Source organism: Pseudoxanthomonas sp. GW835-FHT14C01 (assembly GCF_058793715.1).
Window position 1 is genome coordinate 180,361 of the sequence record NZ_JBXAGB010000004.1, and the last position, 14,435, is coordinate 194,795.

Here is a 14,435-nt window from a genome sequence, read left to right on the forward strand (position 1 = left end):
CTTGTGTCAGCACGAAGTGGCAAAACTACGCCCGGGGGTCCCCCCTGTCAACCGGATCGACATGACAATTACGTGGCATGGACCCCGCCGTCCGTCATCACGCGCGGGGCGTGGCCGGCGGGCCGAAGGCGGTGAACTTCATTGCAGGTTTAAGGGTCCGTGAGCAGACTCATTCAGGTTCGCGGGCCGCGTCGCCGGTCCGCTCTCTCTTTCGCAACGAGCTGCCGACCGACCATGAAGAAAGCGCTGCGTCCGTTCCCCACCCTGATCGCCCTGTCCGCCGCCGCCGCATTCGGCGGTTTCGCCGCCACCGGCCTCAACGACCTCTTCCAGCAGCCCGCCCAGGCCGCGCCCAGCGCCGCCGCCGCGGTGCCCGCCGCCGCCGCGCTGCCGACCACGGTCGAGGGCCAGGCGCTGCCCTCGCTGGCGCCGATGCTCAAGCGGGTCACCCCGGCCGTGGTCAGCGTTTACAGCCGTCAGACCGTGCGCGTGGCCAGCCCGCTGGGGCCGTTCGGCGACGATCCGGTGTTCCGCCGCATCTTCGGCATCCCCGACATGCCGCGCGAGCGCGTGGAGCGCGCGCTGGGCTCGGGCGTGATCGTCGATGCCGCGCGCGGCTACGTGCTGACCAATCATCACGTGGTGGAGAACGCCGACGGCGTGTCGGTCACGCTGAGCGACGGGCGCCAGGTGGAAGCCGAATTCATCGGCTCCGATCCCGATACCGACATCGCGCTGATCCGTCTGCCGACGCAGGGCCTGACCGCGGTGCCGATGGCCAACAGCGACCAGCTGCAGGTCGGCGACTTCGTGGTGGCGATGGGCAACCCCTACGGCCTGGGCCAGACGGTGACCTCGGGCATCGTCTCGGCGGTGGGCCGCAGCGGAATTCCGGTGGCCGGCTACCAGAACTTCATCCAGACCGACGCCTCGATCAATCCCGGCAACTCCGGCGGCGCGCTGGTCGACCTGCAGGGCCGGCTGGTCGGCATCAACACCGCCAGCTTCAATCCGCGCGGCAGCATGGCCGGCAACATCGGCCTGGGTTTCGCCATTCCGATCAACATGGCGCGCGGGATCATGGACCAGCTGATCGCCAACAATGGCGTGGTCAGGCGCGGCACCTTCGGCGTGGAATCGCAGGACGTGGACGAGCGCACCGCGCGCGGCCTGGGTCTGGACGTGGCGCGCGGCGCGCTGATCACGCGCGTGTATCCGGGCTCGGCCGCGGCCGCCGCCGGCCTGCAGCCGGGCGACGTGGTGACCGCCGCCAACGGCCAGCGCATCGACAACCGCGCCGCCCTGCACAACTTCGAAGGCCTGCAGCCGGTGGGCACGCGCGTGGCACTGGACGTGCGCCGCGACGGCGCGCCGCTGCAGCTCAACGTCGCGCTGAAGGAAGGCGTGCGCAACGCCGACGGCGCGACGCTCGATCCCCGCCTCACCGGCGCGACGCTGAAGGAAATGGACGAGTCCGCCAAGCAGACATTGCGCAGCATGATCCGCGGTGCGCAGGGCGGCGTGCAGGTCGGCAACGTGGTGCGCGACAGCCGCGCCTGGAATAGCGGGCTGCGACCGGGCGACATCATCGTCGCCAGCAGCAGTGGCGAATTCGGCGACCTGCCGGGCTTCCGCGCCAGCTTCGAACGCAAGCCGGCGCAGCTGGTGCTGAACATCCTGCGCGGACGCGGCACCGGTCGATTGCTGATGCAGTGAACCCGGCCCGGAGCGAGTGAAGAAGAGCGAGAAGTGAGGCGTCGTGCCTCCTCCCGCTCACGCTTCACTCCTCCCCACTCGCTCCTCCCCACCTAACAGCCCGTTCACTCCCGTGCATTAGAGTGGCCCCATCCCCCGCCCGCAGGAGACACCCATGAGCATGCCCACCCATACCGATGCCCTGAAGTCCAACCTCGGCGAAGCCGGCTCGCACCTGGCCTCGGCCGCGGCCGCCGCGGGCGAAGCGATCAAGGGCGCCGCCAGCGCCGCCGGCGACGAACTGCGCCTGGGCAAGGCGAACGTCAAATCCGAACTGGCCGACGGTGCGCTGTCGGGCCTGGCCGCGGCCGAGGCCGGCGGCGGCGCGGCGCGCGAGCAGGTCGATGCGCTGATGGACAAGGGCCGCGACCTGATCGACAGCGCCGCCGACCTGATCCGCGAGCGTCCGCTCGCCTCGTTCGGCGTGGCCTTCGCCGCCGGCTGGATCATCGCCAAGCTGGCGCGCAGCGGCGGCGACAAGTAAGCCGGCCGCGTGAGCGACGCGCCCCGCGAAACCGACGCCCCGCCGCCGCCCGATTTCATCGAAAGCCTCAAGGAGGTCGGTGAAGCCGGGCGTGCTGCGTACGGATCCGCCAAGGACACCGGCCGCGCGATGCGCGCGCTGGTGTCGGCGGATTTCGCACTGGCCCGCAGCGCCTTCGGACGCGCCCTGGCGTGGGCGTGCGTGGCCATCGTGTTCGGTGCGTCGGCGTGGCTGCTGGTCACCGGGGCGCTGATCGCGCTGATGCAGCGGTTCGGGTTTTCGTGGCTGCAGTCGCTGTCGCTGGCGGCCTTCGTCAGTCTCGCCATGACCGCGTTCGCGGCGTGGCGCGTGGGCCGTTATTTCGACTACACCGGCATGCACGCCACACGCCGGCAGTTGTCGCGGCTCGGCCTGTTCGACGAGAACGGCAGCCCCGAGGACGAGGACGAGGCGCCGCCGGCGTCCCCGTCCGCCGGCAAGGGAGACCCCTGATGCGCTTCGAACAGCTGCAGCAGCACGTGGCGCGGGCCGAGCGACGGGTGGAGCTGCGCAGCGCGCAGTCCTCGCTGTACTGGACCATCCTCAAGGACTCGTGGCGCGAAGGCTGGACGCCGGCGCGCATCGTCATCGCCGGCGTGGTCAGCGGCTTCCTGGCCGGTCGCGCCGAGCCGATGCGCGCGATGAGCGGCGCGCGCTGGATGCAGATGTTCACCGCGGTCTCCAGTTTCGTGGCTACCGCGCAGGCGGCCGCCGCCGCGCAGACGGCCGAAGACGCCGCCGACACCGCACAGGACGCACAGGCACAGGCCGCGGGCTTGCCCGCCGACGACGGGCGGGCCGCCGACGAGCCGATGGTCGACGCGGCCTTCGACGAGGACGACATCGTGGTCACCGCGCCACGGCCGGCCGAAGCCGCCACGGAAGTCTCCGAGCGCTGACCGCAGGTGGCTTCCTGTAGGAGCGACGTGAGTCGCGACCACACGAATCAAGCCCCTTTGCACCAACCCCGTGGCTGGAAAAGCATCGGCCCGTCCGAGGCTGCCCTGACCGCCACCTCATGCGGTCGCGACTCACGTCGCTCCTACAAGGTTGGCCGCACAATCGCGCCTTCCTTACGGTCGCCACCCGCCCATGAGCACATCCGCTCCACCCGACACCCCGCCCGCTCCGCCGTCGCGCCCACGCGCCTCCACGCCGCTGCTCGTCCTGGCGACGCTGGCCGTCGGCTACACGCTGTGGGCCGCGCAGGAAGTGCTGCTGCCGGTGCTGCTGGCGATGTTCTTCGCGCTGGTGGGCAATCCGATCATCCGGACGCTGCGGCGGATCTACGTGCCGCGCTTCCTCGGCGCGCTGATCGTGCTGATCGGCGGCATGGCCGTCACCGGCCTGCTGGCGCAGAAGATGCTGCCGTCGGCGATGGAATGGGCGCAGCAGGCGCCGCGCGAGATGCGCCAGCTCGCGCCCAAGCTGCGCGAGCTGACCAAGCCGGTGCAGGATGCCAACAAGGCGGCCGAGAACTTCGCCCGTGCCGCCGCCGGCGGCCAGACCTCCGGCCGGCAACCGCAGGTCGTGCAGGCCGCCGCCGACGACCCCTACCGCAAGCTGCTGGCGACGCCGCGCGTGCTGGCTTCGCTGCTGGCGGTGGTGCTGTTGACGTTCTTCTTCATGGTCTATGGCGAGAACCTGCAGCGCAACGCGATCGCGCTGCTGCCCGGGCGGCAGCAGAAGAAGTTCACCGTGGAGATCCTGCATTCGATCGAGCGCGAAGTGTCGCGCTACGTGTTGACCATCAGCATCATCAACACGGTGGTGGGCTTCGTGTTCGCCGGCGTGCTGTACCTGCTGGGCCTGCCGCTGGCGGAAGCGCTGCTGTGGGGCACGATGGCGGCGCTGCTGAACTTCGCGCCCTACGTGGGTCCGCTGATCGGGATGGTGGCGATGCTGCTGGTGGGCTTCATCAGTTTCGAGCAGCCGTTGCAATCGATGCTGCCGGCCATTGCGTACCTGGTGCTGCACACGATCGAGGGGCAGATCGTCACGCCGATCATCCTGGGCAAGCGGATGGCGCTGTCGCCGCTGATCCTGATCCTGGCGCTGATGCTGTTCGGGTGGCTGTGGGGGATGATCGGGCTGTTGCTGGCGGTGCCGCTGCTGGTGTGCGTGAAGCTGGTGCTGGCGCGGGTGGAAGGCATGGAGGGGTGGGCGCGGTTGCTGGAGTGACCTCAGCGAGACCGCTTCAAGCCTCTCTCCCTGCGGGAGAGGGGTTGGGGAGAGGGGCGACGGAGACGCTGTCTTTCCTCACTTCGATTCTCGACCAGGTCCGCGATGGTGTTGGCTCAGCGGCCTTGCGGGATGGGATCCTTTTTGGATGCATGGCGCCGCTCGCCGCGGAGGCCCTACTTTCTTTGCTTGTGCAAAGAAAGTAGGCAAAGAAAGCACACCCCGGCGGTCCGCCCGCCGCATGCGGCGGGTACGCAGTCCCGGCGGGAATTTTCGTGCAGGGCATCCTGCCCTGTACGAAAACGCCGCACATCCTTAGTGCGGCGCCCCTGCGGGGTTTTACCCGCCGGGACTGCCGGACCTCAGGGGGCCCAAGAGCCACCCCAGATGCATTCGATCGTGGCTTCGCTCCGCTCCTGCCTTTCGGGCCCCCATGAGGCGCGGCGAGCGGGACGGGTAAAACCCGAAGGGCGCCGTCATGGATGACGGCGTTTTCGTATGGCACAGGGATGTGCCATACGAAAATTCCCGGCCTGCTCGCGGACCCGTAGCGAAGCGGAGGGCGTGCCGCCTGGGGTGTGTTTCTTTGCTTCTTTCTTTGCACAAGCAAAGAAAGAAGGCCCCCGCGGCGAGCGGCGCCATGCCGGCGGCTCCAAAAGAACCAGCCCGGCAGGCCTAAGAGCTCCACGCAACCGCCTGGACAGACCAACGGCGCGCACAGGCAACGGACTCCATCGCCCCTCACCCCACCCCCCCTCCCGCAGGGAGAGGGGCTAGACCAAAGCCAGTGAAAGGTCGCCCGCCGCCCGGGTGTAAAATCGCCCCGATGAGCTTCCCTGTCCGCGCCATCACCCTCGACCTCGACGACACCCTCTGGCCGTTCGCCCCCATCGGCGCACGCATCGAGCGCGTCCTCGACGACTGGCTGCGCGAACACAGCCCCGCCACCGCCGCCATGTTCCCCACCGAACGCATGCGCGCCGTGCGCGAACAGGTCTTCGCCGCCCACCCGCAGTACAAGCACGACCTCAGCCGCCTGCGCCGGATGACGCTGGAACACGCGCTGCGCGAGAGCGGCGCCGACATGGCGCTGCTGGAGCCCGCGTACGAGATCTTCTACGCCGCGCGCAATCAGGTGGAGTACTACCCGGACGCACTGGACGCCCTGCAGCGCATCGCCGCGCGCCTGCCGGTCGCCGCCGTGACCAACGGCAACGCCGACCTGCAGCGGATCGGTCTGGGCCACCTGTTCGTGCACCAGGTCCATTCGCGCGAGCACGGCGCGGCGAAACCCGACGCCAGCATCTTCCATGCCGCCTGCGACCTGCTCGGCGTACCGCCGGGCGACGTGCTGCATGTCGGCGACCACATCGAGATGGATGTCGTCGGCGCCCTGAAGGCAGGCCTGCGCAGTTGCTGGATCAACCGGCCGGAAGATCACGGCGGGCAGCCGCCCTCCTGGCCGCACGCGACGCTGCGTCCCGACCTGGAATTCGCCACCCTCACCGCGCTGGCCGACTGGCTGGACGCTCACCCCGACTTCGCCACGGAACACGCCGCCGCATGAGCGCTGCCCTCGCCTACACCGATTCCTCCACCAGCGCGCGCCCGTTGCACGTGCTCGAACGCGCGCAGCTGGCGACGTGGCACGCGACACAGACGCCGGCGGTGAACGCCTGGATCGACGCGCAGAACTTCACCGCCTCGCCCGGCTCGCTGCTGCTGTTGCCGGGCGATGAAGGCCTCGCAGGCGCGGTCATCAGCATCGGCGACGCGCTCGACCCGTATGCGTATGCGCATGCCCCGTTCGGCCTGCCGGCCGGCGACTGGGAGATCGCGAGCGACCTGTCCGCCGGCGCGCGCACCGCGCTGCAGCTGGGCTGGGGCCTGGGCAGCTACCGGTTCGACCGCTACAAGCAGCCGCCGCGCAAGCCGGCGCGCCTGCTGCTGCCGCAGGCCGATGCCGAAGCGCTGGACCTGCTGGCCGCCAGCCTGCAGGTGCGCGACCTGGTCAACACGCCGACCGAACACATGGGGCCGGACGAGCTGGAAGCCGTGGTGCGCGACCTGGCCGCCACGCACGGCGCCGACGTGGACGTGGTCGCCGGCGACGCGCTGCTGGCGCAGAACTTCCCCGCGATCCACGCGGTGGGCCGCGCCTCGCACCGCGCGCCGCGACTGATCGCGCTGCGCTGGGGCGATGCCGCGCGGCCGCACGTGGCGCTGGTCGGCAAGGGCGTGTGCTTCGACACCGGCGGCCTGGACATCAAGCCCGCCGACGGCATGCGCCACATGAAGAAGGACATGGGCGGCGCCGCGCATGCGATCGCGCTGGCGCAGCTGGTGATGGCGCGCAAGCTGCCCATCCGCCTGACGCTGCTGGTGCCGGCGGTGGAGAACAGCATCGGCCCCAACGCGTTCCGGCCGGGGGAAGTGATCGCCACGCGCAAGGGCGTCAGCGTCGAGATCGACAATACCGATGCGGAAGGCCGCGTGATCCTGTGCGACGCGCTGACGTACGCCGGCGAACAATCGCCGGAGCTGCTGCTGGACTTCGCCACGCTGACCGGCGCCGCGCGGATCGCGCTGGGCCCGGACCTGCCGGCGCTGTTCGCCAACGACGATGCGGTGGCGAACGACTGGATCGCCGCCGGCGAGCGCATGCGCGACCCGGTGTGGCGCATGCCGCTGTGGCGCCCGTACCTGCGCTACCTGACCAGCGGCATCGCCGACCTGGCCAACGCCGGTTCGCGCATGGCCGGCGCCGTCACCGCCGCGCTGTACCTGGAGCGCTTCGTGCCCGACGGCATGACGTGGGCGCACCTGGACGTGTACGCGTGGAACGACAGCGATCGCGCAGGACGCCCGGCCGGTGGCGAAGCGCTGGCGCTGCGCAGTGCGTACGCGATGCTGAAGGCGCGTTACGCCGCCGACTGATCGCCGGCGAGGTCGAGCGTCGCGGTCTCGACGCGGTTGCGGCCGGCGCGCTTGGCGCGATACAGCGCCGCGTCGGCCTGCCGCATCAGGTTTTCGCCCAGGCCTCCGTGCTGCGGGAACATCGCCACGCCGATCGACACCGTCACCCGCGGCAGCTCCTGCCCCAGGTGCGCCACCCGCATGCCTTCCACGCCGGCACGGATCGCTTCGGCGCGCGCCTGCACGGTGATCGGGTCGGCCTCCGGCAGGATCAGCGTGAACTCCTCGCCGCCGTAGCGGCACGCGATGTCCTCGTCGCGCGACAGCGCCTGCAGCAGACGACCGAACTCGGACAACAGCGCATCGCCGCCGGCGTGTCCGTGCAGGTCGTTGAAGCGCTTGAAGTGGTCCAGGTCCAGCATCATCAGGCCCAGCGGCATGTGCCGGCGCTCGCAGCGCGCCAGTTCGCGCGCCAGCGACTCTTCCAGGTAGCGGCGGTTGAACAGGCCGGTCAGCGGCTCGCGGATCGACTGCACGCGCAGGCGCGCCTGCAACTCCAGGCTGGAGAGCGCCATCGACAGCTGCTCGGCCGCCGTCTTCACCAGGTCCATCCGGGCGAGGAATGCATCGTCGTTGCTGGACAGGTACAGCAGGCCCAGCTGGCTGCCCTGGGCGATCAGCGGTACGCAGGCGTAGCTGGGCGTGGCGCCGAGCGAGGGCATGGCCACATGGCTGCACGGCAGCAGCTCGTGGTGCGCGCGGTGCACGTGCGGCTGGCCGCGGCGCAGCGCCCAGCAATCCGGCAGCGGAAACATGGCCGGTCCGTTGATCGCGTGCTCGCCCCAGTGCGCGACCTCCTCGGCGTAGTCCTGCGAGGCGCGCACGCGGTACAGCGTGCCGCCGGTGCCCGGCAGCAGGCGCGAGAAATACTGGGTGGCCAGGCCGATCGCTTCCTCGGAACGCACGCAGCTCTGCAGCATGCCGCCGTAGCGACTGAGTTCGTTGAGATCCTCGCCGTGCCGTTCCAGCGCCTGGATGTTGCGCAACAGGTCGCCGCGCGCATCGTCGCCGTCGGCTTCGGCGCGGGCGCGATGGCGGATCTCGGCGACCAGCCAGCCGTAGACCACGGCGATGATGACCAGACCCAGCGGGATGCCGAGGATCGCCAGCGCGCGCAGCAGGTTGGCGCTGGTGCGGCTGGATTCCGCGCGCTGCACCAGCAGCTGCTGTTCATTGGCGACCAGTTGGCGTGCCTGCGCGCGCAGGGCCGCCGACGTCCGCCGCACCTCCTGGCCGATGGATTGCTGCGCGGATGCCAGCCCGCCGGTGGCGTAGTTGCCCAGCGTCGCGTCCATCTGTCCGAGCCGGCGCTCGATCTCGAGCTTCCACGCCAGCACCCGGCGGGCCTGGTCGGGGTTGTCGCGCACCAGTTCCTGCAGTTGCACGATCATCTCGGGCAGGTCGCCGCGGCTGCGCTGGTAGTCGGCCAGATAGTCGACGTCGGCGGTGAGCAGGTAGCCGCGCTGCGCGGATTCGCCGTCGCGCAGATGCGCTTCGATGGCGACGACCAGCGCGATCACTTCATTGGTATGCGAGACGCGGTTGGCGTCGACGATGAATCGCTGCGCGCCCAGCACCACGCCGACACCGACGGCGACGAAGATCAATGCGGCGGCGAGCAGGCCGATGCGGTTGGCGAGGCGACGACGCTGAGGCATTCGGTGGGGACGCGGCAAGGATCAGGTGCAGACTAGGTCGCGCTGTCCATCGGGACAACCCAGCGCACGTCCGAAGTGCCAACTGCCGCACATCCTGGCGGGTTACAGCCACCCGCGCTGGCGTGCGAGCCGGTACGCCTCGATGCGGTTGGCCACGCCGAGCTTGCCGATCGCCTCGGACAGGTAATTGCGTACGGTCCCCTGCGACAGGTTCAGCTGCCTGGCGATATCGCCGGCCGACTGGCCCTCGCCGGCCAGTCGCAGCACCTGGCGTTCGCGATCGTTGAGCGGATCGGCGTCGGACCACGCCTCCAGCGCAAGCTGCGGATCGATGGCGCGGCCGCCGCGATGCACCTTGCGCAGGGCCTCCGCGAGGTCTTCGGCGGGCGCATCCTTCAGCAGATAGCCGGACACCCCCGCATCCAGCGCGCGGCGCAGGAAGCCTCCGCGCGCGAACGTGGTGACGATGACGACCTTGCAGGCGATCTCGTGCCGCTGGATGCGCTGGGCGAGTTCGAGCCCGCTCAGCCCCGGCATCTCGATGTCGGTGACCAGCAGGTCGGGCTTGAGCCGCTGCAGTTCGCGCCATGCGGCCTCGCCGTCCGCAGCGCTGCCGACGACCTCGATGTCGGTCTCCATGCCCAGCAGTGCGGTCAATGCGCCACGCACCATGGCCTGGTCTTCGGCGAGGAGTACGCGGATCATCGGGACGCCGTGGTGGAATGGATGCGCGACACGCTAGCAAATCGTGTGGGGTCTTGGGAGGCATCCCCCCTTCACCCGGTGACGAAGCAGGGAGTTCCGATGTGGGAGCGACGTGAGTCGCGATCGCATGAAGTCCGCGCCCGCGCGCTTCGCCACGCTTCCACGCATCCGAACCATCCGGGATGTTGCCATCGCGACTTACGTCGCTCCCACACCTGCTTCCGTGCTCGCTGACTGCCGCTCGACCGACGCCGCCGTCTCCCGCGACGGCAGCGGCAACACGATCTCCACGCACGTTCCCTGCCGCAAGGTGGAATCGATGCGCAGCTGCCCGCCGCGCGACTCGACCCGTTCGCGCATGCCGGCCAGACCGTTCCCGGGCACGGCGGCGCTGCCGACGCCGTTGTCGCGGATGCGCAGCTGCACGTGGTCGCCCGTCGATGCGAGCGACACCTCGGCGAGCGTGGCCCGCGCGTGGCGCTGGATGTTGGTGACCGCTTCGCGCAGCGCCAGCGCGAGCACGGTTTCGAGGTCGGGCGGCACCACCGCTTCCTGCGCCTCGTAGCGCAGGGTGACGCCATCCGACTCCAACAGCAGCTTCGCCGACGCCAGTTCGGCCGCGAGTCCGGCGGCGCGGATGCCCGTGACCGCGCGGCGGACCTGCGCCAGCGCATCGCGGGCGACGCGGCTGACCTCGACGATCTCGTTGCGCGCCGCCTGCGGATCGCGGTCGATCAGCCGCCCCGCGAGATCCGACTTCAGCGCCACCAGCGACAGCGTATGGCCGAGCAGGTCGTGGAGGTCGCGGCCGATGCGCTCGCGCTCGGCCAGGGCGGCGAGGCGGCGGACTTCATCGTGCGACAGCTTCAGCTCGGCGCGCTTGCGCACGGCTTCGGACTGGAAGTAGTTGCCGGTGAACACCGCCACCGAGATGATCGCGGTCACGGCCGGCACGAATGCCGGAAAATCCAGCCACGCCGCCATGCCGCCATACGCCACCAGCAGCGCCAGCAGCGCACCCGCGCGCGTCCACACGCTGCCGGGAAGCAGGGCCACGAACGCGGCCGCATAGATCACGTACGTGTTGGAGAACGCATTGGACGGCATCAGGCCGTAGCCCAGCGCGGCGATGCCCGCCGTGCACAGCACGCGCGTCATCGCGCTGCCACGGTACGCCAGGAAGTACATCGGCAGGAACACGGCGATGGACAGCAGCGTAGGCCACAGGTACCAGCGCAGGCTCTGGCCCCAGTTGGCATTGGACGGCACCAGCAGGGGCACGAACAGGAACACGAGGTAGCCCAGCAGGAAGATCGGCATCCAGCCCAGGCCGAGCGCCTCGGGAACCAGGCGGTCGCGCAGTCGAGTGGCCATGCGCAGCCAGGGAGAGGCAAGCAGATTCATCGAGGACTCCTTGTGCCAGCCGGATCAACGCGCCAGGCGGCGGTGCGCCAGCACGAAGAACACCACGGTGATCGCGACCAGCACGGCGACGTGCAGCGCCAAGGGCCGTCCCGCATCCATGCCGACCACCTTCTGCGCAATCTGGGCCAGATGATACGCGGGCCATGCGGGTGCGACGGACTGCAGGACGCCGGGCAGCATCGACAGCGGCACCCACAGGCCGGACAGGAACGCCATGGGCAGATAAATGAGGTTGATCAGCGCCGGCGCACCGCGCCCGCTCACCCGCGTGCCCAGCCACAGGCCGAGCGCGCTGAAGGGCAGCACGCCGACCAGGCAGGTCGCCACCAGCGCCAGCCACTGCAGCGCCGACAGCCGCACGCCGGCCACGCCGATCGCCAGCGTCGCGAGCAGCAGCAGGATGATGGCGGCGAACAGCACCGCCATCGCCATCTTGGCGACGAGGTACGCGCCCGGCGGCATCGGCTGCGCGCGCTTCAGCGACAGCAGGCCCTGCTCGCGGTCCATCGCCACGGTCACGCCGAAACCGAACAGCGCCACCCCCATCACGCCGAACACGCTGTAGCCCGCCAGCAGGTAGGAGGCGGCGGCAGGCCCGCCCTTGCCGCCCAGCAACACGCCGAACAGCAGGTAGAACACGGGCGGGAACAGCAGGCACGGCAGCGAGAACGACGGTGTGCGCAGCAGGCGCAGGCATTCGTAACGCGCTTCCAGCAGGTAGGCGCGACGGGCGGAAAAGGGAACGGCGGCGATCGTGTCCATCAGGCGGCTTCCTGGTCGGCGGCATCACGGGTGAGGGCGAGGAAGGCATCCGCCAGGCCGGCACGCTGCACGTCCAGGTCGGACAACGCGGCATCTTCGGCCAGCAGTCGGCGGACGACGGACTCGGCGGACTCGGCGACGATCTCCAGTCGTGCCCCATCGCGCTGCGCGTGTTGCACGCCCGGCCAGCCCTGCACGCGTTCCGCGGGCAGCGCGCTGGTGCAGCGGATGCGGCGCTGGGCCACGTGCGCGCGGATCTGCGCGACCGTGCCCTCCGCCACCACGCGCCCGTGGTTCACCACCACCACGCGGTCGGCCAACGCTTCGGCTTCCTCCAGGTAGTGCGTGGTCAGCAACACCGCGCAGCCCTGTGCACGCAGCTCGCGGATCGCCTTCCACAGCGTCTGCCGCGCATCGATGTCCAGCCCGGTGGTCGGTTCGTCGAGGAACAGCAGGGCCGGCCGGCCGCAGACCGCCAGCGCGAACTGCACACGCCGCTGCTGCCCGCCGGACAGCTGGCCGTAACGACGCGCCATCAGCCCGTCCAGGCCGGCCAGCGCGACCAGGTCCGCGACGCTGCGCGGCCGCGGGTAATAGGCGCGCGTCAGGTCGATCAGCTCGCGCACCTTCAGCGTGTCGGGCACGGCGGCGGACTGCAGCATCACGCCGGTGCGGCGGCGTGCGTCCAGCGCCTGCGGCGGCAGGCCGAACAGGTCGGCGGTGCCGGCATCGGCGCGCTGCAGGCCCAGCAGCAGGCCGATCGCCGTGCTCTTGCCTGCCCCGTTGGGGCCGAGCAGCGCCAGCACCTGGCCGGCGGGCAGCGCCAGGTCCAGGCCATCCAGCGCCAGGGTCCGGCCATAGTGATGGCGCACGCCGCGCAGGCGCGCCAAGGGTGCGGGGGTGGGGCTTGCGACGTTCATGCGACGGTCTCGCGGGAGGGTGTGGCCATCCTGCCGCGCCGTCGACCCGGTGATGAGTGCGGCCCCTCAGGCGAATCACCTGACAGGTGTCACTGGGATGCGGGCGATGGCTGGCCCACGATGCGCCCCGTGGCAGGCCCCGCCCCGCCATCGCCGCAGGAAGTGACTTCCGGCAACTAGGCTTCCGTTACCCTTGCTGGTCACACTTCCCCGCATTCACCGTCTGGATACGCATGAACACGTCTGCCGATCTGTTGAAGGAACTCCGTATCGACCGCAAGGCGCCGCCGCCGGCCCCGCCGTCGCGCCGTGGCCTGTGGATCACGCTGGGCGTGGTGGTTGCGCTGCTGGTGCTGGCCGCCGCGGGCTGGGCCCTGTTCGGCCGAGAGAAGCCGCTGGAAGTGCGCACTGCGCCGACGGTCGCGCTGGGCAACAACGCCGCGTCCGCCTCGGTCCTGGATGCATCGGGCTATGTCGTCGCGCGTCGCATGGCGACGGTATCGGCCAAGGTCACCGGCAAGGTGCAGGAAGTGCTGATCGAGGAAGGCATGCGCGTCGAAGCCGGCCAGGTGCTGGCACGGCTGGAGCCGATCGATGCCGATGCCGACCGCGCCCTGTCGCAGAGCCAGCTGCAGGCCGCGCGCAGCCAGACCACGGGCGTGCAGGCGCAGCTGGTGGAAGCCGAGGCGAACGCGCGCCGGCTGTCGTCGCTGGTCGCCCAGCAGCTGGTGTCCAAGGCGCAGTACGACCAGGCCGTCGCCCAGCGCGATCTGCTGCGCGCGCAACTGCAGACCGCACAACGCAACGAGCGCACCGCCGCCGACCGCCTGAAGATCGCCGACATCGGCCTGGACAACACCATCGTGCGCGCCCCGTTCGCCGGCGTGGTGATCGCCAAGGCCGCCCAGCCGGGCGAGATCGTCTCGCCGCTGTCCGCCGGCGGCGGCTTCACCCGTACCGGCATCGGCACCATCGTCGACATGGAATCGCTGGAGGTCGAGGTGGAGGTCAACGAGTCCTTCATCGGCCGCGTGCAGCCGAAGATGCCGATCCAGGCCACGTTGAACGCCTATCCCGACTGGCAGATCCCGGGCGAGGTCATCGCCATCATCCCCACCGCCGACCGCAGCAAGGCGACGGTGAAGGTGCGCGTGGCGCTGAGCGTGAAGGACCCGCGCATCGTGCCGGACATGGGCGTGCGCGTGAGCTTCCTGGAAGCCGCCAAGCCGCAGCAGGCCGAGCAGCCCAAGGGCGTGCGCGCCCCGGGTGCCGCCGTGGTCGAACGCGAAGGCGCGCAGGTGGCCTTCGTGGTCGGCGACGACGACACCGTGCAGCAGCGCAGCCTCAAGGTCGCCGGCAAACTGGGCGACGACGTGCACGTCACCGACGGGCTGCAGGCCGGCGAAACCGTCGTACTCGATCCGCCCGCCGGACTGAAGGACGGCGCCAAGGTCGTGCTGGCCGAAGACACCGAGTAATCCACGGTTCGCCGCGTGAGGATCTTCCCCGCGCAGCGAACCATTGCAAGCA

13 protein-coding genes are annotated in these 14,435 nt (G+C 70.1%); 8 read left to right on the plus strand and 5 right to left on the minus strand.

Features of this window, described 5'->3' with window-relative positions:
* The first annotated feature begins 246 nt into the window (after positions 1–246).
* The 7 genes from AC1Q5B_RS18715 to AC1Q5B_RS18745 all read left to right on the plus strand — a co-directional run bounded on the left by AC1Q5B_RS18715 (position 247) and on the right by AC1Q5B_RS18745 (position 7,396).
* Entirely contained in the window at positions 247–1,716 is a 1,470-nt protein-coding gene (locus AC1Q5B_RS18715; RefSeq protein ID WP_492633068.1) for a Do family serine endopeptidase, read from the plus strand.
* Positions 1,717–1,876: 160 nt separating this feature from the next.
* Positions 1,877–2,239, plus strand: a complete 363-nt coding sequence (locus tag AC1Q5B_RS18720) for a hypothetical protein (RefSeq protein ID WP_492633069.1) — start codon at positions 1,877–1,879, stop codon at positions 2,237–2,239.
* Positions 2,240–2,248: 9 nt separating this feature from the next.
* Positions 2,249–2,731: a phage holin family protein gene (locus AC1Q5B_RS18725; protein ID WP_492632956.1), complete on the plus strand. Its 483-nt coding sequence runs from the start codon at positions 2,249–2,251 to the stop codon at positions 2,729–2,731.
* Positions 2,731–3,177 carry a hypothetical protein gene (locus AC1Q5B_RS18730; protein WP_492632957.1) on the plus strand — a complete coding sequence of 149 codons (447 nt, stop codon included), beginning with the start codon at positions 2,731–2,733 and terminating at the stop codon, positions 3,175–3,177. The genes AC1Q5B_RS18725 and AC1Q5B_RS18730 overlap by 1 nt, the downstream gene beginning before the upstream one ends.
* 193 nt (positions 3,178–3,370) lie before the next feature.
* Positions 3,371–4,459 carry an AI-2E family transporter gene (locus tag AC1Q5B_RS18735; protein ID WP_492632958.1) on the plus strand — a complete coding sequence of 363 codons (1,089 nt, stop codon included), beginning with the start codon at positions 3,371–3,373 and terminating at the stop codon, positions 4,457–4,459.
* Between the two features lie 826 nt (positions 4,460–5,285).
* Positions 5,286–6,026 carry an HAD family hydrolase gene (locus AC1Q5B_RS18740; RefSeq protein ID WP_492632959.1) on the plus strand — a complete coding sequence of 247 codons (741 nt, stop codon included), beginning with the start codon at positions 5,286–5,288 and terminating at the stop codon, positions 6,024–6,026.
* A complete protein-coding gene (locus AC1Q5B_RS18745) occupies positions 6,023–7,396 on the plus strand; it encodes a leucyl aminopeptidase family protein (protein ID WP_492632960.1) in 1,374 nt (457 codons plus the stop codon). The genes AC1Q5B_RS18740 and AC1Q5B_RS18745 overlap by 4 nt, the downstream gene beginning before the upstream one ends.
* On the opposite strand, the gene AC1Q5B_RS18750 is transcribed toward AC1Q5B_RS18745, so the two are convergent.
* The 5 genes from AC1Q5B_RS18750 to AC1Q5B_RS18770 all read right to left on the minus strand — a co-directional run bounded on the left by AC1Q5B_RS18750 (position 7,381) and on the right by AC1Q5B_RS18770 (position 12,905).
* A complete protein-coding gene (locus AC1Q5B_RS18750; protein ID WP_492632961.1) occupies positions 7,381–9,093 on the minus strand; it encodes a sensor domain-containing diguanylate cyclase in 1,713 nt (570 codons plus the stop codon). The two genes, AC1Q5B_RS18745 and AC1Q5B_RS18750, sit on opposite strands and share 16 nt — an antisense overlap.
* A 102-nt stretch (positions 9,094–9,195) precedes the next feature.
* Positions 9,196–9,798 carry a response regulator gene (locus AC1Q5B_RS18755; RefSeq protein ID WP_492632962.1) on the minus strand — a complete coding sequence of 201 codons (603 nt, stop codon included), beginning with the start codon at positions 9,796–9,798 and terminating at the stop codon, positions 9,196–9,198.
* A 198-nt stretch (positions 9,799–9,996) separates the two neighbouring features.
* Complete coding sequence (locus tag AC1Q5B_RS18760) at positions 9,997–11,202, minus strand: sensor histidine kinase (protein WP_492632963.1); 1,206 nt, start codon at positions 11,200–11,202, stop codon at positions 9,997–9,999.
* 24 nt (positions 11,203–11,226) lie between these two features.
* Complete coding sequence (locus AC1Q5B_RS18765; protein ID WP_492632964.1) at positions 11,227–11,985, minus strand: ABC transporter permease; 759 nt, start codon at positions 11,983–11,985, stop codon at positions 11,227–11,229.
* Positions 11,985–12,905, minus strand: a complete 921-nt coding sequence (locus AC1Q5B_RS18770; protein WP_492632965.1) for an ABC transporter ATP-binding protein — start codon at positions 12,903–12,905, stop codon at positions 11,985–11,987. The genes AC1Q5B_RS18765 and AC1Q5B_RS18770 overlap by 1 nt, the downstream gene beginning before the upstream one ends.
* A gap of 233 nt (positions 12,906–13,138) precedes the next feature.
* Here AC1Q5B_RS18770 and AC1Q5B_RS18775 point away from each other — a divergent pair, with 233 nt between their 5' ends.
* Positions 13,139–14,383 carry an efflux RND transporter periplasmic adaptor subunit gene (locus tag AC1Q5B_RS18775; protein ID WP_492632966.1) on the plus strand — a complete coding sequence of 415 codons (1,245 nt, stop codon included), beginning with the start codon at positions 13,139–13,141 and terminating at the stop codon, positions 14,381–14,383.
* Positions 14,384–14,435 lie beyond the last annotated feature (52 nt).